This window comes from Nocardia sp. NBC_01329 (genome assembly GCF_035956715.1).
Lineage (GTDB): Bacteria > Actinomycetota > Actinomycetes > Mycobacteriales > Mycobacteriaceae > Nocardia.
Window position 1 is genome coordinate 3,768,080 of the sequence record NZ_CP108381.1, and the last position, 22,165, is coordinate 3,790,244.

At 67.3% G+C, this 22,165-nt stretch carries 20 protein-coding genes, 1 tRNA gene and 1 pseudogene; 6 read left to right on the forward strand and 16 right to left on the reverse strand.

Annotated features, from left to right (window positions below; all coding sequences use genetic code 11):
- Positions 1 to 49: 49 nt before the first annotated feature.
- The 4 genes from OG405_RS17105 to OG405_RS17120 form a co-directional block, all read right to left on the reverse strand.
- Positions 50 to 490, reverse strand: a complete 441-nt coding sequence (locus OG405_RS17105) for an alpha-isopropylmalate synthase regulatory domain-containing protein (protein WP_327147485.1) — start codon at positions 488 to 490, stop codon at positions 50 to 52.
- Between the two features lie 422 nt (positions 491 to 912).
- Positions 913 to 1,629: an MspA family porin gene (locus OG405_RS17110; protein ID WP_327147486.1), complete on the reverse strand. Its 717-nt coding sequence runs from the start codon at positions 1,627 to 1,629 to the stop codon at positions 913 to 915.
- A gap of 326 nt (positions 1,630 to 1,955) precedes the next feature.
- A complete protein-coding gene (gene polA / locus OG405_RS17115; protein ID WP_327147487.1) occupies positions 1,956 to 4,703 on the reverse strand; it encodes a DNA polymerase I in 2,748 nt (915 codons plus the stop codon).
- A gap of 335 nt (positions 4,704 to 5,038) precedes the next feature.
- A complete protein-coding gene (locus OG405_RS17120; protein ID WP_030523743.1) occupies positions 5,039 to 5,635 on the reverse strand; it encodes an ANTAR domain-containing response regulator in 597 nt (198 codons plus the stop codon).
- Between the two features lie 221 nt (positions 5,636 to 5,856).
- On the opposite strand from OG405_RS17120, the gene OG405_RS17125 reads away from it, so the two are divergent.
- Positions 5,857 to 5,940 (forward strand) — tRNA-Leu (locus tag OG405_RS17125).
- A gap of 152 nt (positions 5,941 to 6,092) precedes the next feature.
- Positions 6,093 to 6,455: a hypothetical protein gene (locus OG405_RS17130; protein ID WP_327147488.1), complete on the forward strand. Its 363-nt coding sequence runs from the start codon at positions 6,093 to 6,095 to the stop codon at positions 6,453 to 6,455.
- A 203-nt stretch (positions 6,456 to 6,658) separates the two neighbouring features.
- Here the strand turns inward: OG405_RS17130 and OG405_RS17135 are convergent, their stop codons facing one another.
- From OG405_RS17135 to OG405_RS17145, 3 genes are all read right to left on the reverse strand, one after another.
- Entirely contained in the window at positions 6,659 to 6,967 is a 309-nt protein-coding gene (locus OG405_RS17135) for a PadR family transcriptional regulator (protein WP_327147489.1), read from the reverse strand.
- Positions 6,968 to 7,016: 49 nt separating this feature from the next.
- Positions 7,017 to 8,384, reverse strand: coding sequence for a DUF1214 domain-containing protein (locus OG405_RS17140; protein WP_327147490.1), 1,368 nt, complete (start codon positions 8,382 to 8,384; stop codon positions 7,017 to 7,019).
- Positions 8,385 to 8,523: 139 nt separating this feature from the next.
- Positions 8,524 to 9,822 (reverse strand): FAD-binding oxidoreductase, encoded by a 1,299-nt coding sequence (locus tag OG405_RS17145; protein WP_327147491.1) that lies wholly within the window; start codon positions 9,820 to 9,822, stop codon positions 8,524 to 8,526.
- A 57-nt stretch (positions 9,823 to 9,879) separates the two neighbouring features.
- Here OG405_RS17145 and OG405_RS17150 point away from each other — a divergent pair, with 57 nt between their 5' ends.
- Positions 9,880 to 10,272, forward strand: a complete 393-nt coding sequence (locus OG405_RS17150) for a hypothetical protein (RefSeq protein ID WP_327147492.1) — start codon at positions 9,880 to 9,882, stop codon at positions 10,270 to 10,272.
- 132 nt (positions 10,273 to 10,404) lie between these two features.
- A complete protein-coding gene (locus OG405_RS17155) occupies positions 10,405 to 10,779 on the forward strand; it encodes a hypothetical protein (protein ID WP_327147493.1) in 375 nt (124 codons plus the stop codon).
- 19 nt (positions 10,780 to 10,798) lie between these two features.
- On the opposite strand, the gene OG405_RS17160 is transcribed toward OG405_RS17155, so the two are convergent.
- The 9 genes and pseudogenes from OG405_RS17160 to OG405_RS17200 form a co-directional block, all read right to left on the reverse strand.
- Positions 10,799 to 11,692, reverse strand: coding sequence for an acyl-CoA thioesterase (locus tag OG405_RS17160; RefSeq protein ID WP_327147494.1), 894 nt, complete (start codon positions 11,690 to 11,692; stop codon positions 10,799 to 10,801).
- Positions 11,693 to 11,717: 25 nt separating this feature from the next.
- Positions 11,718 to 13,136 carry a pyruvate kinase gene (gene pyk, locus OG405_RS17165; protein ID WP_327147495.1) on the reverse strand — a complete coding sequence of 473 codons (1,419 nt, stop codon included), beginning with the start codon at positions 13,134 to 13,136 and terminating at the stop codon, positions 11,718 to 11,720.
- Between the two features lie 269 nt (positions 13,137 to 13,405).
- A complete protein-coding gene (locus OG405_RS17170; protein WP_327147496.1) occupies positions 13,406 to 13,927 on the reverse strand; it encodes a TM2 domain-containing protein in 522 nt (173 codons plus the stop codon).
- A 104-nt stretch (positions 13,928 to 14,031) separates the two neighbouring features.
- Positions 14,032 to 15,234 carry a prolipoprotein diacylglyceryl transferase gene (gene lgt, locus OG405_RS17175; protein ID WP_327152368.1) on the reverse strand — a complete coding sequence of 401 codons (1,203 nt, stop codon included), beginning with the start codon at positions 15,232 to 15,234 and terminating at the stop codon, positions 14,032 to 14,034.
- Positions 15,235 to 15,381: 147 nt separating this feature from the next.
- Positions 15,382 to 16,182, reverse strand: a complete 801-nt coding sequence (gene trpA / locus OG405_RS17180) for a tryptophan synthase subunit alpha (protein ID WP_327147497.1) — start codon at positions 16,180 to 16,182, stop codon at positions 15,382 to 15,384.
- Positions 16,179 to 17,474 (reverse strand): tryptophan synthase subunit beta, encoded by a 1,296-nt coding sequence (trpB, locus tag OG405_RS17185; protein WP_327147498.1) that lies wholly within the window; start codon positions 17,472 to 17,474, stop codon positions 16,179 to 16,181. Before trpB ends, trpA begins: the two co-directional genes overlap by 4 nt.
- Entirely contained in the window at positions 17,471 to 18,289 is an 819-nt protein-coding gene (gene trpC / locus OG405_RS17190; protein WP_327147499.1) for an indole-3-glycerol phosphate synthase TrpC, read from the reverse strand. The genes trpB and trpC overlap by 4 nt, the downstream gene beginning before the upstream one ends.
- 263 nt (positions 18,290 to 18,552) lie before the next feature.
- A pseudogene (locus tag OG405_RS17195) lies at positions 18,553 to 19,359 on the reverse strand (TIGR02234 family membrane protein); the annotation flags it as partial.
- Positions 19,356 to 20,951 (reverse strand): anthranilate synthase component I, encoded by a 1,596-nt coding sequence (locus OG405_RS17200; protein WP_442790573.1) that lies wholly within the window; start codon positions 20,949 to 20,951, stop codon positions 19,356 to 19,358. The gene OG405_RS17200 and the pseudogene OG405_RS17195, both read right to left, overlap by 4 nt.
- A gap of 66 nt (positions 20,952 to 21,017) precedes the next feature.
- On the opposite strand from OG405_RS17200, the gene OG405_RS17205 reads away from it, so the two are divergent.
- On the forward strand, positions 21,018 to 21,482 hold the full coding sequence (locus tag OG405_RS17205; RefSeq protein WP_327147501.1) for a peroxiredoxin: 465 nt from the start codon (positions 21,018 to 21,020) through the stop codon (positions 21,480 to 21,482).
- Between the two features lie 143 nt (positions 21,483 to 21,625).
- Complete coding sequence (locus tag OG405_RS17210) at positions 21,626 to 22,117, forward strand: MarR family winged helix-turn-helix transcriptional regulator (RefSeq protein WP_327147502.1); 492 nt, start codon at positions 21,626 to 21,628, stop codon at positions 22,115 to 22,117.
- Positions 22,118 to 22,165 lie beyond the last annotated feature (48 nt).

The following is a 22,165-nucleotide window of genomic DNA, read 5'->3' on the forward strand; positions in this document are numbered from 1 at the left end:
GTGTGGAGCCCGCCGTTGTCGTTGTTTCCGTGCGGTCGTCGGTGAACCGCTAGCGCAGCGCCCCGAGGCGGTTCACGCTGGCGATCATCGCCCGCACCGAGGATTCCGCACCGTCGGAGGCGAGGGCAGCGCCCCATCCGTGACGGCCGTCACTTTCACACTGCACGAAGGTCGCGGTGCCCGCCGGAGTCCGGCGCTGGTGGAACCGCAGGATCTCGACGGGATGGCCGGCATCGTAGAGTGCCGAGGTCATGGCGGCGATCGGGCTGCCCGCCGCCACGACCGATCGGGACCAGCCCGTGAATTCGAGGGTCGCGGTGAAGGCGCCACCCCGCGCACCGGTGGACGACCAGCCCGCGAGCCGGATCGGACCGGGACATTCGCCGTAGCGGTCGCGGAATTGCGCGGCCGTCAGTTCCGCGCATTCGGTGCGCAGGCTACGCGGAGCGGCCGTGGTCAGGGCGTCGTTTTCCAGAGTCAGTGTGGTCATGAGTACGTAGGTCTTCCCAGAGATGGTCGGCAGAATTGGGGGACCAGCAAAAGCAGAAAAAGGGGCCCGCAGCGAGGGGGCCGGTCCTGATCAGACCCCGCTACGGCGGGTTACTACTACGGCAAGTAGCCGACGAGCCGACTCCGCGGTACGCGAGAGAAGCACCGCACCGTCGCGATCTGCGAACATCGGCGCGGCGCACAGGCCGTCGGCAGGAATTTGCACGGGGTCGAGAATAAAGACTCAATGGGAAGATGGCAACCATATTCGCACGCCGTTTCTCCTACCGTCGAATACTGTTCTACCTGGTCACCGGCACGCAACCCGAAATTCGGCTCCGGCCGGAGTGACGGAGCAGACCCGGCCCGCTCTCGGAGCGGAGGCATACCGCAGGTTTCCAGCGGTCACGGAAGCGCGGCGGATCAGAACCCGAACGGAGCCCCGTAGCCTGTGGTCTGCACGCTGCCACCTCGGGAATCGGCGCGAACGGTGACGAACGGCATGGCCGATGCCGGTGACAGACAACCGCTGACATTCAACGGCGTATTGCTGTGCGCGAAGGTGTAGGGGAACGTCGACTCCTCGTCGAGTTCGGCCGCACCGATCACCGCCGCGGTCACCGTCCCCGGGGCCAGACCGACCGCGAGTTCGGCGGCCAGACCACTCTCGACGCCGACCGAAGGTTGGATCGCGAATCCGACCCCGGCACCGATGCCGACAGTGGGAGGCGCGTCTATGGCCAGGCCGAGATCGACACCGAAATCCACACCGACAGAGGGGGCGATCGCGGCACTGGCCCCGACGCTGGGCGCGATCCCGATCGAGATTCCGTTGGAGAGATCGATCGCGCAGCCGATCAAATAACCCGCCACGATCTCGCCGCCCCGCAGCTGCGATTCGCCGTCGAGGGCGACCGAGAAATCGCCGGATACTTTGACCGAGTGCGCGAACGGCACCCCCAGGGCCGTCTCGGGCGACGGAACGACATTGTTGGAATTCGCGGATGCGACCATGTGCAGTCCGCCGGAACCGATTTCGCCCGGCTCCGCCCGCGCGGAGCCGTCGACGGTCACAGCGCCGGCGACGGCCAATATCACCGTGGCGATCGCGGCCAGCGGGTAGGAATTCTTGCGGTTCATCGTGCTCCAGTCAGTCTCGGACGTATCGGAAATTCACACACGAACTCACACACCGTCGACCGCCGCGAATTCGGGCCATGGATACGAGCCCGGAATTTCGCCCGAGGCAGCCGGAAACGGTTTCGTACCGCACCCGGATAATCACCGACACAGTCGGCGCCAGTACTTGCCGAGCATCATAAACACCCTGCGATCTCCGGGTGCCGGCCACGCGCCGTCGGACGCACCCGCTTTTCTCTCGCGGGACTTCGTCAACCCGCCACTACAGGAAACCGGCATTCCGCCGAAATCACGGCGTGGCCGGCGTCCTCGGCGCCTGCGATCCGTCAGTGCGCGGCGGCGTCCCAGCTTCGCCCGACACCGACCGAAACACTCAGTGGCACCGAGAGTTCGATGGCCGAGGCCATCTGCTCCCGGGCCAGCTCCTGCAATTGTTCGCGCTCGCCCGGCGCGACCTCGAACACGAGTTCGTCGTGGATCTGCAACAACATCCGCGAACTCAGCCCCGATTCCGCGAGCGCGGTCTGCACATTGATCATCGCGACTTTGATGATATCGGCGGCAGTGCCCTGAATGGGGGCATTGAGCGCCATCCGCTCGGCGGCTTCACGTCGCTGCCGGTTGCTGTGGTCGAGGTCGGGCAGATAACGGCGGCGGCCGAAGAGGGTCTGGGTATAACCGACCTTGCGGGCCTGCTCCACGACGGCGTGCAGGTAGTCGCGGATACCGCCGAACCGGGCGAAGTAGATGTCCATCTGCTCCTTCGCCTCCTGGGTACTGATCTTCAGCTGGGCGGAGAGCCCGTAGGAGCTCAGGCCGTAGGCGAGACCGTAGGACATGGCCTTGATACGGCGGCGCACTTCCGGGGAGACCTCGGAGATCGGGATGTCGAACGCCTTGGAGGCGACGAAACTGTGCAGGTCCTCGCCGGAGTTGAAAGCCTCGATCAGGCCTTCGTCACCGGAAAGGTGCGCCATGATCCGCATTTCGATCTGGCTGTAGTCGGCGGTCATCAGCGATTCGTAGCCCGGGCCGACCACGAACGTATCGCGGATCATCCGGCCGGTATCGGTCCGGATCGGAATGTTCTGCAGATTGGGTTCGGTGGAGGACAACCGGCCGGTGGCCGCGATGGTCTGGTTGAAGGTGGTGTGGATCCGGCCGTCGTCGGCGACGGATTTCAGCAGTCCGTCCACGGTGACCTTGAGGCGGGTGGCGTCCCGGTGCGCGAGCAGATGTTGCAGGAAGGGATGTTCGGTCTTCTCGTAGAGAGATTCCAAGGCATCCGCGTCGGTGGTGTAACCGGTCTTGGTGCGTTTGGTCTTGGGCATATCGAGTTCGTCGAACAGCACCACCTGCAGCTGTTTCGGGGATCCGAGATTGATCTGCTTGCCGATCACGTCGTAGGCGGCGTTCGCGGCCTCGGCGACCTTGTCCGCGAACTGCCGTTGCAGTGCGCCGAGCTGATCGGTATCGACGGCGATACCGGCGTCCTCGAGTTGGGCGAGCACCCCGAGCAGCGGCAGTTCCATCTCGTCGAGCAGCGGGGTGGACTCGATCTTCGCGAGCTCCTCGTCCAGCGCGCCGGCCAGATCGGCGACCGCGCGGGCACGCAACATCTCGTTCTGCGCGAGTTCGGCGTCGACCGCGTCCTCGGCGTCCAGCAGTGACAGCTGCGGCGCCGCCTCGGTTTCGGTGCGCAGTTCCCGGTGCAGGTACCGCAGCGACAGATCGTCGAGGTTGAAACTGCGCTGCCCGGGCCGGACCAGATAGGCGGCCAGCGCGGTATCGCTGCTCAGACCGCCCAGCGTCCAGCCGCGACCGCGCAGCGCGTGCAGGGCGCTCTTGGCCTCGTGCAGGGCTTTACGGTACGCCGGGTCGGTGAGCCAGGCACCGAGCGCCGATTCGTCCTCGGCGGTGAGGCCGGTGATATCGATATAGCCGGATTCACCGTCGGCGGCCGCGATGGCGAGCGCACGGACGTCACCGGCTGCGGGTGTCCCGGTACCGGACAGCGAGAGCCCGTGCCGGGCACCGGATTTCGCGTGCTCGTCGAGCCAGTCCGCCACGCTGCCCGGCTCCAGCGCCTGCCCGCTGATCTCGAAACCCGATTCGGCTTCCACGGTCGGCGGGGCCAAGGTCTCGAAGAGGCGGTCGCGCAGGACCCGGAATTCCAGATCGTCGAACAGCTGGTGGATCCGCTCCCGGTTCCAGGCCCCCTGAGCGAGCTGATCGGGGGTATACGGCAGGGGGACGTCGCGAACCATCTCGGTGAGCTGCCGGTTGAGGACCACACTGCTCAGATTGGCGCGCAACGCGTCACCGACCTTGCCGCGGACCTCGTCGACCTTGTCGACGAGGGTGTTCAGATCCCCGTACTCACGAATCCATTTGGCGGCGGTCTTCTCCCCCACACCCGGGATACCCGGGAGGTTGTCACTCGGGTCGCCGCGCAGCGCGGCGTAATCCGGGTATTGCACAGGGGTGAGGCCGTACTTCTTCTCGACTTCTTCGGGAGTGAACCGGGTGAGCTCGGAAACGCCCTTGCGGGGATACAGCACCGTCACGTCGTCGTTGACCAGCTGGATCGAATCACGGTCCCCGGTGACCACGAGCACCCGGTAGCCCTGCGGGACGGCTTGGGTGGTGATCGTGGCGATGATGTCGTCGGCCTCGTAGCCCTCGATCGCCATCACCGGGATACCGAGGGCGCCCAGGACCTCCTTGGTGAGCTCGACCTGCCCGCGGAATTCGTCGGGGGTAGCGGACCGGTTCGCCTTGTACTCCGGGTAGGCCTCGACCCGGAAGGTCTGCCGGGAGACGTCGAACGCCGCCGCCACATGAGTCGGTTTCTCGTCGCGCAACAGGTTGATGAGCATGGCGGTGAACCCGTACACCGCATTGGTGGTCTGCCCGGTGACCGTCTGGAAATTCTCCGCGGGAAGTGCGTAGAAGGCCCGGTAGGCCAGCGAATGCCCGTCCAGTAGCAGCAGCGTGGGCCGTTCCCCCGAGGCACCGGGAGCATCGGTAGCGGCGGAGGCGGTCGTCGGCTGCGCAGTGGTCGGTGAGGTCACACTCCGAGAGTCTAGGGACCCGCACCGACACCCGCTCCACTGCGTACGGGCGACGTCCCCGATGCTTCGCCGTACCGGGCCGATCGCCGCCGACACCACCGAGGCCACCCCGATATTCGAGGTCGCCGAGGCTCTGCGCACCGCCGAGTAGAACATGAGCACGCTGCTCAATAGCAGGACGGCGTACACCTGGCCGGCCCGGTGACCGTGAGATACACCCAGCGCCACGGGCCCGTGAGTCCGCCGGCGCGCAACCGCCGATAACTCCGGCAGGTCGATCCCGCGTCACCTTCGGATCATCTCCGATGATGTCCCCGCACATTATGTCGCGGGAACTACTGCGGGGTGAGATTCTCCAGCACGACCTCGGCCACCGCCTTCATCGTCGTGCGCCGATCCATCGCCGTGCGCTGAATCCATTTGAAGGCCTGCGGTTCACTGAGCCCCTGGGTCTGCATGAGTACACCCTTGGCTCGTTCGACCAGTTTGCGCGTCTCCAGCCGCTCGGAAAGACCCGCGACCTCGCTCTCCAGCGCGGTGATCTCGTGGAACCGGCTGGCCGCCAGTTCGATCGCCGGAACCAGATCCGATTTGGTGAACGGTTTCACGAGATAGGCCATGGCACCGGCGTCGCGTGCGCGCTCCACCAGGTCGCGCTGGCTGAACGCGGTCAGGATGACCACGGGCGCCACACGTTTGGAAGCGATCTCGGCCGCGGCATCGATCCCGTCGCGCCGGGGCATCTTCACATCCATGATCACCAGATCGGGCCGGTGCTCCACCGCGAGGTCCACCGCCTGCTGACCGTCGCCGGCCTCCCCCACCACCTGGTATCCCTCTTCGGTCAGCATCTCGACCAGATCCATCCGGATCAACGCCTCGTCCTCGGCGACGACTACGCGTTTCGCCGCGGCGTCCGCACTAGTGCTCATCAAACGACCCCTCTGGTTCCGATGCCTCGTCCCGAGAGCACGAACAGCGGATCTCAGCCGAGGCACGGCCATCGATCCGCCGTCACGCGATCGGGTGGTGTAGAGACTACCTTTCACGCTGATCGGCAATGCATATACCCTGCGTAACACGGTTGTGCGGCCACCGCGAGCCCCGCGATTCGGTGTTCTCCCGACCAGCGGCTAATATATGCACCCGGTGCGCCGAGTTGGCGGAACTGGCAGACGCGACGGTCTCAAAAACCGTTGTCCGAAAGGACGTGTGGGTTCGAGTCCCACACTCGGCACCGAGGTCGGACGGCATTTCCGGATTCGGCCGTCTTCCTCTCATACAATCCACACCGGGTTCGTTGCCACTCGCGCCTCGAGCGTCATTCACTCCGCCGCCGCGAAATTCTCCGTCACCCACCGTCCCCTTCACCGCCTCCCGCAAACTCGGATGGTCCGGACGTTCGCTCATGCGGGGCATCGGCGACCCGACCCGGGCGGTCAACCGGAGCCGCAGGTCCCGGATGTAGCGCTTCCGCCGCCGGGACAGCAGGGCCTGCCGGACCGCGGATCGCGATCGCTCCCGGCCGCGCCGCTCCCCCCGGCGCACGGCACCCACCCGCTGCGCGATCAGCGTGGTGGACCCGAGAGCGACGAACACCATATCGTCGTCGGCGGCGTCGGCTTCCTCGATGGCACGCAGGGCCTCCGCGTCCAGGGCAGCGAGCCCGTCCACGGTCAGCCGTTTCGCGAGCCGTCGCGTCCGCCGGTCGCGACAGCGCAATCCGGTGCCTTCGTGCAGTACGGTCTCTAGCTGCTCGGCGACCCAGAACGGGCGCACCAGTCGCGGCACCGTGTACAGCTCGGCGGGCAGTTCCCGGCGCCGGAGGTCGTCGGCGGGATAGATCCGCACCAGGATGCGGAGGAGGAAGCCGGGAAAGAATCCGAACGTCGCCACCGCGACCAGGAACACGGTGAGGCTTTGCCAGGAGCCCACGATCTCCAGCAAGGTCGCCATCATGCCCATCCCAGGTCCAGGGCCGTGAACCGGCGGTCGGCCCGGGCCGACCGGATCGTGCCGGCCAGTTCCAGCTTTCCGCGCTCGGTGAGCTCGTAGTAGCGACGCGGCGGACGCCGCTCGGTCAGGGTCGTGGGGTCTTCCCAGCCGTCGGTCACCCAGCCTTCGTCCAGCATTCTGGTGAGCATCGGATAGAGCACCCCGGACCGGATACCGGAGCGTTTACCCAGGTCGTAGCCCCAGTGCCGGGCATCCGGTTCGGCCAGCAGCGCCAGCGCGACCCGCACCAGTGAGTGAGTCTTCCGCACGACCGTAGTCTACATAGGTAGTGGAACACCTACCCCGACGAATCCTCGGTCAGGCCTGCGGCGTGACCGCCGGGGGCTCCCAGCTGCCGTCGACGATGCCGGCTTCGGGCCAGTAGGCGCGCAGGAAGAGGCTGAATTCGGCATGGGGCGCGGGAAGCCAGTTGGCGAGCAGCTTCGGATCGCTGGGGCCCGCACCGCCCACCGTCAGCGTCAGCGATCCGTCGTCGCCGAACGTCAGGTCCTGGTTCTTGGTACCCAGCGAATACCGGTCCAGTTCGTTGGAGTGGAAGAAGTGGCGCTTGTTGTAGACCGTCAACGACCAGAACCCGCGGACCGGCGGCAGTTGTCCGGCCGGGAAGTGCACGGTGTAGGCCCCGGAACCATCCAGGCGCTTCCCTTCATCGTCGAGATCTTGGTAGTAGTAGGCGGTTTCGTTCGCAGTGTTGACGAAGATATTCGATTTTCCGATCGCAGTCCGCGACAGATAGTCGGTTTCGAACGCGGCGCCACTGCGCTGGGTGGTCCAGTTACGGGCCACCGGAATACCGATATTGCGGAACTCGAACAGCTCCCCGACCACGCCATCGGTATCGAGTGCCGTCTGCCGCAGCACATCGGCGATATCGGTGTCGTGTTCGGCGGCGGCGAGGATAGAGCGAAACCAGCCGTACAGCGCCTCCTCGCCGGGCAGCGCCGGCACCTCGTCCAGCACCTCCCCCAGGACGGTGAAGAATTCCTCCGGATCCACCCATTGCGTTTCACCCTGATCCCCGGTCCCGACGCCACCGCCGAACGACGGCACCGCAGACCAGTCGACGACCTGCACGGTGCCGTCGAACTCCGACAGCGGATACATACAGATCCGGTCCACCAGCGGCGCGATCGCGGCCCGATCGCGCGCGGTGTCGTCGAGGAAGACCCGCGGGATCACCACACCGCAGCGAGTGTCATAGCGGAACACATCGGCGATCCCGGCGGGTACCGTGCCCTCCCAGGACTCGGGCGCGAGCAGGTAGAACCCGGGCGCAGTGCCGTACATCCGGCCGAGCCGGACGAACGAATCGGTGCGCTGATCCACCACCTGGTACACCCAGAACCGGTCGCCGAATTCGGGCACCTGCACCACCGAAGGCTCCAGCTGCGCGTCCAGGACACCGAACCCGTAGACGACATCCTGATTCGGGCACGCCACAACCCGTTCCTCGGGCCTGATGTAATCGCGCAGCATCCCGATCGTCCCAGGTGGACCGGCGGGCACGATCCCGGACAACAGGCCGGGCTCGGGCAGTTGTTCCATGAACGCGCGCCGGTTGCGCATGTTCACCAGCGGCCAACCCCACAGGTACGCTGTTCGCGCCACCGCCCGCGCATATTCCCGGGTCATCTTCGACGCGGCGAAACCACCAGAACCGGCCATCAGCAGCTGCCTTCCTCGCTCGACAGTCTCTCCGGGCGCACTCGGGCCGACCGTACACCGCCGTTTCCGGGCCCCGGTTCACCCGCACCGGGTGAACCGCGGCGGTCCACGTTCGGCGACCTCTACCGCCGATTTCCGCTTACACCGATTCCGTTCCCGCCGCGCTGTCGGCGCGAGCGGAATCTCCCTGGGTCTCGCGAGCGGTAACAGCCCGTCCGGTGGGATCGCGCTGTGCGGCCTCGACCAGCGCGAGATGCGCATTGACGTGCTCCAGGCTGTGCGAGACGCGCAACTGCGCAAGACGATCGAGGTCCGGCCCGTACAGCCGCTGGGCCGACGCGTCGTCGAAGTCGTGAATGCCGTACAGGTACGGACGCCCGCCCAGTTCGTAACAGGCACTCATGAGCTCGCCGAACATTCGCCGGATGGCCGCCATCGCGGCAGACTCACGCGGAACCGAGGCGTATACGCCCAGCCCGATCGAGACCGGCGCCGGACCGGCCGGGGCGAAGGCGAACGGCGTCGCGCTGGGCGAACGGCGAACCACCAGCAGGTACAACATCACCGATAGACGGTCCAGGCGTACCCGACGCCGCAGCGCATCGACCATCGGTTCGAGAAGTCCCGCAGGGACGAGATAGTCGGACCACATACGCACGCGGTCGTCCGGCAGCGCGGTGGTCCGCGCATGGTCGGCGGGCACCCGCAGCCGTTCGACCGCGAAACCGGGGGCGTCACCGTCGCATCGCCGCGGATCGCTGTGTCGGCCGGTGGTCGAGCGTAGGACACCGCGGCGCAGGGAGCCGCAATAGATGTCGATATCGTCGCGCTGGGCGATCTGCTCGGTGTAGGCGATCAGTTCGGCGAGGGTACTGTGCCGCCGGTGGCGCACATGAATGTAGGGCTGGTGGGGCACCGTACGCAGCACCACCCGCTCGATCAGCCCGAGGGAGCCGAGCCCACCGAGAGCGAAGCGGAACAACTCCGGGTGGTCGGTCCGCGAGCACCAGCGGCTGATACCCACGCCATCGGTCAGCTGGATCCGCTCGACATGATCGATCTGCATGCCGTACCGCACCGACCCGACCCCGATACCGCCCACGGACAGAGTCCCACCCACGCTCACCGGAAGATGATCGGTCAGCACCGGGAACGACCTGCCCCGTTGGTTGAGGTACCGCTCCACGATGTACCAACTCGTCCCGGCGGGAACCTCGACCAGCCCCTCGCCCAGATCCCGCACCGCGGCCGCGGTGCCATTCCGCGACCAGGTCACCAGCATTTCGGCGTCGGTGACGGTCTGCCCGTCGCAAGAATGCCCGGCGCCCCGCAGTGTCAGCGGCCGACCGGCCGCGAGCAGCACTGCCGGAAACGCACCGGGCGACCGATGCACAGCCTGCGGAACAGCATGCCGCGCGCCACCGAAATCGGTAGTCAAATCGTCGATCGCAACCTCCCAGGCGTTCTCCCCCCGGATACCGGAACGTCGTCGAGTATGTCCCGGGTCGGGCGGGAGAACATCCCCGACCCGGTGGGGTTGTCGGCCAAGGCGTACTGCGAGGCCGGTGACAAGATCGCCGATGCCCTGGTTCCGCTGCTGGTGGCCCTGACCCCTGCCGCCACGCCCGGGGACGGGCATTGGGGTCGGCCGCCGCTGACGGTCGGGCCGAGTACGGCCACGCCCCTCCGGTCGCCGTTGATCGCCGCCCAGCACACCGGCTGGTACGCAGGAGAACTCGAGCCGGAATACGGTGCTGACCGGCGCACGGTCCGCCCGCGACCCGGTGGTCCGCGCTCAGCGGCGGCCGATCCGGCACAGCACGTGCACCGCGACCGTGAACCGGCCACGATCCGGCCCGCCGGCCGCGAATTCCGACGTGCACACTGACTTTCCACGTTCAGGGCACTACACTCGCCATCCGGACCATCGATCCGAAGAATCCGATCCCGTTGCAGGTTCGACACACGACAGGAATCAGGCATGCCGAAACGCATTTCGGATGTTTCGCTTCATGTTTACGTGACACCGGAAATCCTGGAAGATCTCGTCGACACCGTGCGGACGGAACTGGCCGAGCATCTGGGCGACGGTGACATCTGTGCGTGGCGTTTCACCCTGCCGATCGCCGAGGACGATTCCCGGCACCGGGATTTCGACAGCCGCTGGCGCATCGCGAACCCGGGAGCCGAACCGCAGGGCCGCGCGACGTTCGAGATCGCGTTGAGTCTGGCCGGCGAGCCGGCCGAACTCACCGACAGCTATCTCACCGCACTGGAACACCGATTGCTGCGGGGCCTGGACACACTGGGACCGGGCGCTCCGTTCACCCTCAGCGCCGAACAGCGCACCGATCTCGACAGGGAGATGGAGCCGCTGCTGCCGGAGCGGCTCTGATCCGGCAGTCGGTAACCGCTCAGCGGCGGGCCGGGAAGTGCCGGATCACACCCTCCTGCACGGTGGTGGCCAGCAGGTCACCCTCGCGCGAGTAGAACCGGCCGGTGGCCAGCCCACGAGAGCCCGCGGCAACCGGGGATTCGGTGGAGTACAGGGCCCAGTCGTCGAAGCGGAACGGCCGGTGGAACCAGATGGAATGGTTCACCGTGGCGGCGACGATCCGGTCCAGGCCCCAGGAAAGACCGTGCGTGGTGATGATCGAGTCGAGCACGGTGGTGTCGGAGGAATAGCTCAGCGCGGCGACATGGATCAGCGGATCGTCGGGCAGGGTTCCGTCGGCGCGCATCCATACCCGGTTGTGATTGAGCTTCTCCCCGGTTCCCTTGAGGATCCAGGCCGGATCGTTGGTGTACCGCATATCGATCGGGTGCGGGGCGTTGACGAACATCTCGAGTTCGTCCTCGAACCCGGCGAAGCTCTCCTGGATCCGGGGCAGCGTCTCGGGGGCGGGCACCTCGGGCCGCTCGTGCGCGTGCTCGAGGCCCTTGCCCCACTCCTGGAACGACGCCAGCATGACGAACAGTTCCTGGCCGTCCTGGGTCGCGGTGACGGTGCGGTTGGCGAATGCCCGCCCGTCGCGATGCCGCTCCACGTGGTACTCGATCGGCTTCTTCACGTCGCCACCGCGCACGAAATGGGCGTTGAGAACGTGGATCGGGCGATGTCCGGCGGTACGTCCCGCCGCGATCACCGCCTGGGACACCAGTTGGCCGCCGAAGGTCCGGCTGGAGACCTTCTCCGGATGGTGTCCGAGGAAAACATCCTCCGACACCTCCTCGAGATCCAGCAGTTCCAGCAGGGTATCGAGATCGGAGTGGTTCGCCGCCACGGTTTCGCCGACCGGCGCGCTCACCGAGTGACTCCGCGGTCCTCGATCATCAGTGGTCCTCCTCGCCGATACGGTGCACATGGATCAGGTTGGTGGAACCGACCGTACCGGGCGGGGAGCCCGCCACGATGACCACGAGATCGCCTTTGCGATACCGATTCATACTCAGCAGTGCTTGATCGACCTGCTGGATCATGGCGTCGGTGCTGTCCACGGTGGGCACGATGAACGTTTCGGTACCCCAGGTGAGCGCCAACTGGCTGCGCACTTCAGGAAGAGGGGTGAACGCCAGCAGCGGCAGCGGCGTGTGCAGTCGCGCCAGGCGGCGCACCGTGTCACCCGACTGGGTGAACGCGACCAGCGCCTTCGCATTGAGGCGCTCCCCGATATCGCGCGCCGCGTAGGAGATGACACCGCGCTTGGTACGCGGAGTGTGGGTCAGCGGGGGAACATTGGTCGACTCGGCCTCCACCGCGTTCACGATGCGGGCCATGGTGCGTACGGTTTCGATCGGATACTTGCCGACCGAGGTCTCCCCCGACAGCATCACCGCATCGGCGCCGTCGAGTACCGCGTTGGCCACATCCGAGGCCTCGGCACGGGTCGGGCGGGAATTCTCGATCATCGATTCGAGCATCTGGGTGGCCACGATAACCGGTTTCGCATTCTCCCGGGCCATCTGGATCGCCCGTTTCTGCACGATCGGCACCTGCTCGAGCGGCAGTTCCACACCGAGATCGCCGCGGGCCACCATCACCGCGTCGAAAGCCAGGACCACGGCCTCGAGATTGTCGATGGCCTCCGGCTTCTCCAGTTTGCCGATCACCGGCACCCGGCGGCCGACCCGGTCCATCACATCGTGGACGAGTTCGATATCCGACGGCGACCGCACGAACGACAGCGCGATGAAATCCACGCCCAGCTCGAGGGCGAATTCCAGGTCTTCGATGTCCTTCGTGGACAGCGCGGGTACCGAGACGTCCATGCCCGGCAGCGAAACACCCTTGTTGTTGCTGACCGGGCCACCCTCGGTGACCTCGCAGACCACATCGTTGCCCTCGACGCGGATGACTTCCAGTCCGACCTTGCCGTCGTCGACCAGCAGCCGGTCGCCGGATTTGGCGTCGGCGGCGAGTTGTTTGTAGGTGGTGGAGACCCGGTCGTGGCTGCCGACGATCTCGTCGACAGTGATACGGACGGTCTCACCGGTCGCCCAGACGGTCCGTTCCTCGGCGAAGCGGCCCAACCGGATCTTGGGGCCCTGAAGATCGGCGAGTATGCCGACGGCACGGCTGAGATCGTCGCAGGCCTGCCGCACCTTCTTGTAGTTCTCGGCATGGTCGGAGTGCTCGCCGTGGCTGAAATTGAGCCGGGCGACATCCATACCGCTCTCGACGAGCTCTCGAATACGTTCCTCGGTGGCAGTGGCCGGGCCGAGGGTGCACACAATCTTCGTCCGTCGCATCACGTGTCGAGCCTAATCCTGCCGGGTTGTCCCGTTCCGCCCGGCCCGCGGCCGGAGGTCTCCGGGACTCGGGAGTGGACTTCTGCCCGAATCATGGTGGTTCACCTGGTTGATCACCTTGTTACACCCCGATGAACTTCCGGCTGCGCGCGGGAGCGTCCTCCCGCACCCGGCCGGGTTCTCCCGTCCCGGGTGGCGGCACGAGTGCCGGGTGCACACAGCAGCGAAAAGGCCCCCGGAGCAACCCGAGGGCCTGTCGCAACGCGTGGCGGTCAGTTCTCGCGCAGGGGCCGGCCCTGCGGATCCTGCACGCTCCCGGTGAGCATCATGATGCCGTCGATGAGCGGCCAGATACCGCCGAAACCACAGGTGAGCCAGGTGACCGCGATCTGCGCCACAGCGATACCCGTATCGCCGATGTAGAACCGGCCGGCACCGAACGCGCCGAGGAAGATCTGCAGGAGACCCGCGGTCAGCTTCTGCTTGTCCGAGTACGGCACGCCGTTCATATCGCGGCCGTAGGGAGCTTCGGGATCCATCGGGTTGTACCCGCCCGGCCCCATCGGCGCGCCGTAGCCGGCCTGCGGCTGCCCGTACGGGGCCCCGTACTGCGCACCCGGCGGCGGGTACTGCTGCGGCTGCGACGGATACGGCTGGGACTGGTACGGCTCGGACTGGTACGGCTGCTGTTGCGGCTGCGACGGGTAGCCCGGCGCGCCCGGCGATTTGCTCAGATCCGGGCCGGTTCCGGGTGGGCCGTACTGCGGCCCACCCTGCTGGTACGGATCGGTCATGATTCCTCCTCGGTCGATGCCCCCGGGCAGTGGAGGACAACCGGATGTCGCCTCCCCTCCGCCACGATGCTGCCAGACACCCGCACCGACCGCCGAACGGAGTCCTATTTACCTCGCGGAGCAGCGGATTCGGCGGACGCGCCGTCCTTTTCCACCGCGGAATCATCGGATGAATCGGGCTCGGTACCCGGCGCGTCCTCGGTGCTCGACCCGCTAGCGGAATCGGTTTTCCCCTGCGGCGCAGCAGGGTCCGCGACGGTGTCCGAGGGCTCCGATCCGGCAGCCTCGGGCTCATCGGAAACCTTCTCCGCCACGGGCTCGGCAGACTTTTCGGCGCTACCGGATTCGTCGTCCTCGGTCGCCGCAGCGGCGGCATCCTCGGATGCCGGGGACACCACAACCGCACCCACACCGGCCGCACGCAACGCACCCAGCTGCCAGGGCCACGGGCGTGGGCCCGCGTCGGGGCTCAACTGCTCGGGGGTCTCCCGGCCCTTCGTCGCGAACAGGACATAGGCGACGGCCGCCAGGAACACCAGACCGGAGGTGAACGAATTGATCCGGATCCCCGCGATCTGGGTGGCCTCATCGTCACGCATCAGTTCGACGAAGAAACGACCGAAGCAGTATCCGGCCACGTACAGGGCGAACAGCCGGCCGTGGCCGATCCGGAAGCGGCGGTCGATCAGCACCAGTGCGATCACGACCAGGACGTTCCAGATCAGTTCGTAGAGGAACGTCGGGTGCACGACCGCATGCACCTCGCCGGAGGACACACCGTTCATCATGTCGAGACGACCGGCATCGTCGAATCGGAGATAGATTTCCAGGCCCCACGGCAGATCGGTCTCGCGACCGTAGAGTTCCTGGTTGAAGTAGTTGCCGAGCCGCCCGATGGCCTGGGCCAGCAGAATCGCCGGAGCGATCGCGTCACCGAGTGCGGGCAGCGGAACCTTGTAGATGCGGCAGGCGATCCAGGCGCCGATGGCGCCGAAGAAGACCGCGCCCCAGATCCCGAGACCACCCTGATAGATCTTCAGTGCGTCCACCGGGTTGCCGTCGGCACCGAAGTACTTCTGCCAGTCGGTGGCGACGTGGTAGAGGCGCCCGCCGATGAGTCCGAACGGGACGGCGAAAACCGCGACGTCCAAGACGGTGCCGGCTTCACCTCCGCGAGCCTGCCAGCGTTTCTCGCCCCACCAGATGGCGACGATGATGCCGATGATGATGCAGATCGCGTACGCCCGCAGCGGGAACGGCCCGATATCCCAGACGCCCTGAGGGGGGCTGGGCAGATAGGCCAGCAGATCGGCGGTGCGCGGGAAAGCGCCGCCGGGGGTTCCGGCGGTCGCGACGGTCTCCGGTGCGGCGATAACGGTCACGGGGCAACCGTAGCCGAGCGGATCATCGGAGCAAGTACGGGCTCCGCCCGTGTGTCATCGACCCCATCCGGATCAGGATGCGACGGCCGCGGCGCGGACTCCGCCCGCCAGCTCACCGGTCAGCGCGCGCACCGCGTCCAGACCGACGGCCGCCGCGGAAACCAGCGCCGAACCGACTATCACGCCGTCGGCATAAGCTGCGATCTCGGCGGCCTGAACGCCGGAACGCACGCCCAGGCCGACCCCGATCGCAATATCGCTGTGCTCGCGGATCCGGGTGCACAGGGCGGGCGCCATGGTCGAGACAGCGTCCCGGGCTCCGGTGACACCCATCGTGGACGCCGCGTAGACGAAACCGGAACTCGCCTCGAGTGTCGACGCCAGACGTTCCTCGGTCGAGGAAGGGGCCACCAGGAAGATCCGGTCGAGTGAATGGGCGTCCGAGGCGGCGAACCAGTCGCCGGCTTCCTCCGGGATGAGGTTCGGGGTGATGATTCCGGCACCGCCCACGCCGGCCAGGTCCCGGGCGAAACGGTCGACACCGTATTTGAGCACCGGGTTCCAGTAGCTCATGACCACCGCCTGTGCGCCCGCCTCGGTGACGGCTTCGACCACCGAGAACACATCGCGCACCCGGACCCCGCCGCGCAACGCCTGTTCGGCCGCGGACTGGATGGTGGGCCCGTCCATCACCGGATCGGAGTAGGCGACCCCGACCTCGACGATATCGCAGCCGGATTCGACCATGGCGCGCACGATCCGGCGCGAACCCTCGAGGTCCGGGTAGCCTGCGGGCAGATACCCGATGAGCGCGGCCCGGTTCTCGGCTCGGCAGGCGGCGAAGGTGGCACCCAGGCGGGATTCGGAGCTCACTGACCGTTCTCCTTGCCGGTGTCCGCATCGTCGAAGAGCCCGAACCAGCGGGCGGCGGTGTCCATGTCCTTGTCGCCGCGCCCGGACAGGTTCACCAGGATGATCGTGCCCTCGCCGAGTTCGCGGCCCAGTTCCATCGCGCCCGCGACAGCGTGCGCCGATTCGATGGCCGGAATGATGCCCTCGGCGCGGCTCAGCAGCAGCAGGGCGTCCATCGCGGCGGAATCGGTCACCGGCAGATACTGGGCGCGGCCGGTATCCCGGAGGAAGGCGTGTTCGGGACCGACACCCGGATAGTCGAGACCGGCGGAGATGGAATGCGAATCGATGGTCTGGCCGTCTTCGTCCTGCAGGAGGTACGAGTAGGCACCTTGGAAAGCGCCCGGCGATCCGCCGGCGAAGGTGGCTGCGTGCCGGCCGGTCTCCACCCCGTCGCCGGCCGCCTCGTAGCCGATCAACCGGACGCCGGGGTCGTCGATGAAGGCGTGGAAGATACCGATCGCGTTGGAACCGCCGCCCACGCAGGCGGTGACCGCGTCGGGCAGCCGCCCGGTGAGAGTCTGCACCTGGGCGCGGGCCTCCAGTCCGACGACCCGCTGGAAATCGCGGACCATCACCGGGAAGGGGTGGGGCCCGGCGGCGGTGCCGAAACAGTAGTAGGTGTCGTCGGCGTTGGTCACCCAGTCGCGCAGTGCCTCGTTGATCGCGTCCTTGAGGGTCTGCGACCCCAGTGTCACCGAGATGACCTCGGCACCGAGCAGCCGCATCCGGGCCACGTTCAGCGCCTGCCGCGCGGTATCGACCGCGCCCATGTAGACGATGCAGTCGAGCCCGAGCAGCGCGCACGCGGTGGCGGTGGCGACACCGTGCTGGCCCGCGCCCGTTTCGGCGATGATGCGGGTCTTGCCCATCCGCTTGGCGAGCAGCGCCTGGCCCAGTACGTTGTTGATCTTGTGCGAGCCGGTGTGGTTCAGATCCTCGCGTTTGAGCAGGATCCGCGCCCCACCGGCGTGCTCGGCCAGATTCGCGCATTCGAAGACCGGCGAGGGACGACCGGTGTAGTCACGCTGCAACCGGTCCAGTTCGCCGAGGAAGTCCGGATCCAGCCGCGCCTTGTCGTATTCGGCGGTGACCTCCTCGATCACCGCCATCAGCGCCTCGGGCACATGCCGACCGCCGTAGACGCCGAAATGACCACCCTGGTCGGGTTCGTGGTCACTGCGCTGCGCGACCCCGCGGCTGGCGGGGGGCAGCGGGACACTGGTGGAGGACGGTCCGCCTCCGGCCATCATCGACCCCGCCGGGCCGGCTTGGGGCAGGACGGGTGCGTGCCCGCGGTGACCAATTCGGAAACTGCCGCACGCGGGTCGCCACTGGTGACCAACCCTTCGCCGACCAGTACCGCGTCCGCGCCGGCACCGGCGTAGGCGAGCAGATCGGCGGTACCGCGGACACCGGACTCGGCAATCCGGATCACCTCGGTGGGCAGACCCGGTGCGATCCGGGAGAAGCAGTCCCGGTCGACCTCGAGTGTTTTGAGGTTACGGGCGTTGACGCCGATAACAGTGGCACCCGCGGTGAGTGCCCGATCGGCCTCCTCCTCGGTATGCACTTCGACCAGCGCGGTCATCCCGAGCGATTCGGTGCGATCGATGAGCGAGGCCAGTGTGTCCTGTTCCAGCGCCGCGACGATCAGCAGGATCACGTCGGCGCCGTGGGCTCGGGCCTCGTGGATCTGGTAGGGACCGACGACGAAATCCTTGCGCAGCACGGGAATGTTCACCGTGGCGCGAACCGCGTCGAGATCGTCCAGCGATCCGTGGAAGCGACGACCTTCGGTGAGCACGCTGATCACACGCGCGCCACCGTCTTCGTAGGACTTGGCGAGGCTGGCCGGATCGATGATCTCGGCGAGAGCCCCCTTGGAAGGGCTGGCCCGCTTGACCTCGGCGATCACGCCGATACCGTCTTCGAGAAGCGCTGCCTTCGCATCGAGCGGCGGCGTGGCGGCGGCGGCCGCTGCTTTCACCGCCGGGAAGTCCAGCACCGCTTCCCGAGCGGCTACATCCGAGCGGACCCCGTCGAGAATCGAGTCGAGTACCGTCATCTGGCTCGAATCCTTTCTGGGGAGACGCGAGTTATTGCCTGAAGGATTCCCCCAGGCGATGTCTCACCGATGCTGAACAAGAGTAAATGGAAGGGCGCCGCGCCGTGACGCCGGGGGCGGGTCACCCTGCCCCGGCCGACCTGCTAGGGGGCGTCGCCGGATCCCTTCGAACCGGCCTTCCCCGCCGTATCGGGCGGGTTCCCGGCCTGCACACGCCCACTTTCGATGTTTCCGGATGTGCCGGATCGGGTAGTGGACCGTTTCGGCGTGTCCCGCGCGTGGCCGGACGCCGAGTCGAGGTCCGGGTCCGCGGAGTCGGTCGGGTCGGCGCCGGCGTCGAGGGCGTCCCACAGCACCCGTTCCGGAAGCGGGCCGCCCGCTGTCCCCTCCTGAACCGCCCGGGTCGCGGCGGCCTTGCGTGTGGCCGGGGCGTCGTACTTCCCGGAGAGCTGTTTCGCAGCGGCCGGCATGCGAGCCAGCGACAGCCCGGCCCCGAACGCCGCCAGCGCCCCGACCAGCGCGAGTACCGCGGGGCCGGGTGCCGTCACCAGTTCCTGCACCTCGGCCCGGCCGGGCAGTTCGGCCAATGCCGCCGCCCGCTCGCTGGTCGCGCCGGACCCGGTGAGCAACGCCAGCGCCGGCACCGCGGTCACCGCGGCGATCAAGGCGACCAGGACTCCCACCAACCGGCGGACCCAGCCCCGGGTGGCCAGGACAGCGGCGATCGCGGCGAGCAGTACCAGCGCCAGCGGCGTCAGCGCACCGAACCAGACCCCACCGTTCAACTCGTCGGTGCGAGGTTCGGTGAGGCCGTCCGCCGAATCAACGGTCACCCAGGTCAGTCGCGAGGATCCCCACAGCGCCGCCGCGGCGACGGCGAGCAACGCGATCGCGGTCAGCGGATATCGGGCGCCCCGGGCGGGCACGGCGGTCTCACCGGGTGGTAGTTCGTCGTCACCCCAGTCGGCCGGACCCGGCTTCGGGACACCGGCCGAAGAGCCGGGGGGCTCGCCACCGCCGGAGCCGGCCGCATCCACCGGACCGGAAGCAGGGTCCCCGGCGGCCGTCATGCGCTGCCGCCGGGGAGGGAGGCAGCGGCTTCCCGGTCCGGGGGATCAGCTCCCTCGTCGAGGGCGCGTACTGTTTCGGCAGCGGCGACCGCGCGTAGCACCGCCATCGCCTTGTTGCGGGATTCGGTGTCCTCGTATTCCGCTTCGGAATCGGCGACCACTCCGGCACCCGCCTGCACATAGGCGATCCCGTCCTTCAGCAAGGCGGTGCGAATCGCGATCGCGGTATCGGCGTCACCGGCGAAATCGAGATAGCCGACCACCCCGCCGTAGACGCCGCGCCGGGTGGGTTCGAGTTCCTCGATCAACTGCATGGCCCGGACCTTGGGCGCCCCGGAGAGCGTGCCTGCCGGGAAACAGGCGCGGACCGCGTCGAGCGCGATCTTGCCCGGGGCGAGCCGCCCGGTGACCGTGGAGACCAGGTGCATCACATGGCTGTACCGCTCGACGTGCCGGTATTCGGTGACACGCACCGTACCCGGTACACACACCCGGCCCAGGTCGTTGCGGCCGAGGTCGACCAGCATCAGATGTTCGGCGTTCTCCTTCTCGTCGGCCAGCAGGCCCTTCTCGAGCAGTAGATCGTCCGCCTCGGTCGCTCCGCGCCACCGGGTACCCGCGATCGGATGGGTGGTCGCGACCCCGTCCTGCACCGCGACCAGCGACTCCGGGCTGGACCCGACGATGGAGAACGCGGTATCGCCCTGCCCGTCGGGGATGTGCAGCAGGAACATATAGGGGCTCGGGTTGGACGCGCGCAACATGCGGTAGAGGTCGATGGGCGAACCGGCGTAGTCCATCTCGAACCGCTGCGAGAGCACCACCTGGAACGCCTCACCGGCCTCGATCTCCGAAACCAGGCGACGCACTCCGGCCCCGAACTCATCGGGGGTGCGGGCCCGCCGGAACTGCGGTTCGGGCTGATCGAACACCGAGACGGTGGAGGGCGCGGGCGCGGCCAGCGCGGCGGTCATCCGGTCCAGCCGGGCCACGGCGTCGTCATAGGCCGCGTCAACATTCTCAGAGGTGCCGTTCCAGTTCACCGCGTTGGCGATCAGGGTGATCGCGCCTTCGTGATGGTCGAACGCGGCCAGGTCGGTGGCCAGCAGCAGCACCATCTCCGGCAGCCGCAGATCGTCGAGCGCCTGTTCGGGCAGGCGTTCCATCCGGCGCACCGCGTCGTAGCCGAGGTAACCGACCATGCCACCGGTGAGCGGCGGCAGTCCGGGCAGCCGTTCGGTGCGCAGCAACTCCAGGGTCTCGTGCAGCGCGTCCAGCGGGTCGCCGCCCGAAGGAGCGCCCGCCGGGGTGGCGCCGAGCCAGGTGGCGGCGCCGTCCACCGCGGTGAGCGCGGACGGACTGCCCGCGCCGATGAACGACCAGCGCGACCACGATCGGCCGTTCTCCGCCGATTCGAACAAGAAGGTGCCCGCGCGGTCACCGGCCAGTTTGCGGTAGGCCGACAGCGGTGTCTCCGAATCCGCCAGCACCTTCCGGGTCACGGGGACGACCCGGTGTTCGGCGGCGAGTTCGAGGAACTGTTCGCGGGAGGTAGTCGCGGGAGTAGGCGCGCCGTGCATTCGCACCATCATTCCAGCTCCGTCCCCCGCCGTCGCGACGCACCCCGCGCAACTCGCCGCCGCCGGTACTGTCCGGGTATGAAGATCGGCCAGCTCGCCCCCACGTTCGAACTCCCGGATCAGACCGGAACTCTGCGGTCCCTCGATTCCCTGGTAGCCGACGGGCCACTCGTCCTGTTCTTCTATCCGGCCGCGAATACGCCGGTGTGCACGGCCGAGGCATGTCATTTCCGCGACCTCACCGCCGAATTCTCCGCGCTCGGCGCCGGTTGCGCGGGAATCAGCGCCGATGCGGTGGACGTGCAGGCCGGGTTCGCGGGATCACAGCGGCTGGAATACCCGCTGCTCTCCGATATCGACGGCGCGGTCGCCGAGCAGTACGGCGTGAAACGCGGTCTGCTGGGCAAGCTCATGCCCGTGAAACGACATACCTTCGTGATCGCCCCCGACCGCCACATTCTCACTGTGATCAGCAGTGAACTGCGCGCGAATGTGCACGCGGACAATGCGCTGGTCTTCCTGCGCGAGCGCGCCGGAGCCTGATCCGCCCGGCCACTCCGCCCGGCCTTGTGAGTGAACTCACCTTCGTTTCCGAGATGCCGCACGACCGAGCGAAGTCGTGGCAAACTCTTCATAGCCGAGCGAGCGTGCCGCAATCGTCGCCGGGGTGGAGAGAAGGCGGACTAGTGACGGATTGGCTGAACCCAGTCGAAGGACGCGCCTGGCGCGCGGTGGTCGCGCTGCTGAATCGCCTGCCGGGCGCCCTGGACACAGATCTGCAGCGAGAATCCGGTGTCACTCATTTCGAGTTCTGGGTGCTCACCCTGCTGTCGGAAGCGCCGGACCGCCGGCTGCAGATGAGCGAACTCGCCCATAGAGCTAATTCATCGCTATCCAGGCTTTCGCATGTCGTGTCGAAACTGGAGCGCATGGGATGGGCGACCCGCACGGCCACTACCGGCCGTCGCGGTGTGCTGGCCCTGCTCACCGACGAGGGCCATCAGAAAGTCGTGGAGGCGGCACCCGGCTATATGGACGTGGTTCGCCGCCTGGTCTTCGACGCGTTGGATGCCGAGCAGACCGCGGCCCTGGCCGATCTCGGGGAGACGCTCATCGACCATCTGGCCGCCACACTCGGCCGATCCGGGCAACCGATCGCGTCGAAACCGGGCCGCTGACCGTTCCGTCGTAACGCAACAGGTCGCCGTTTTCAGGCCGCTGTGCCA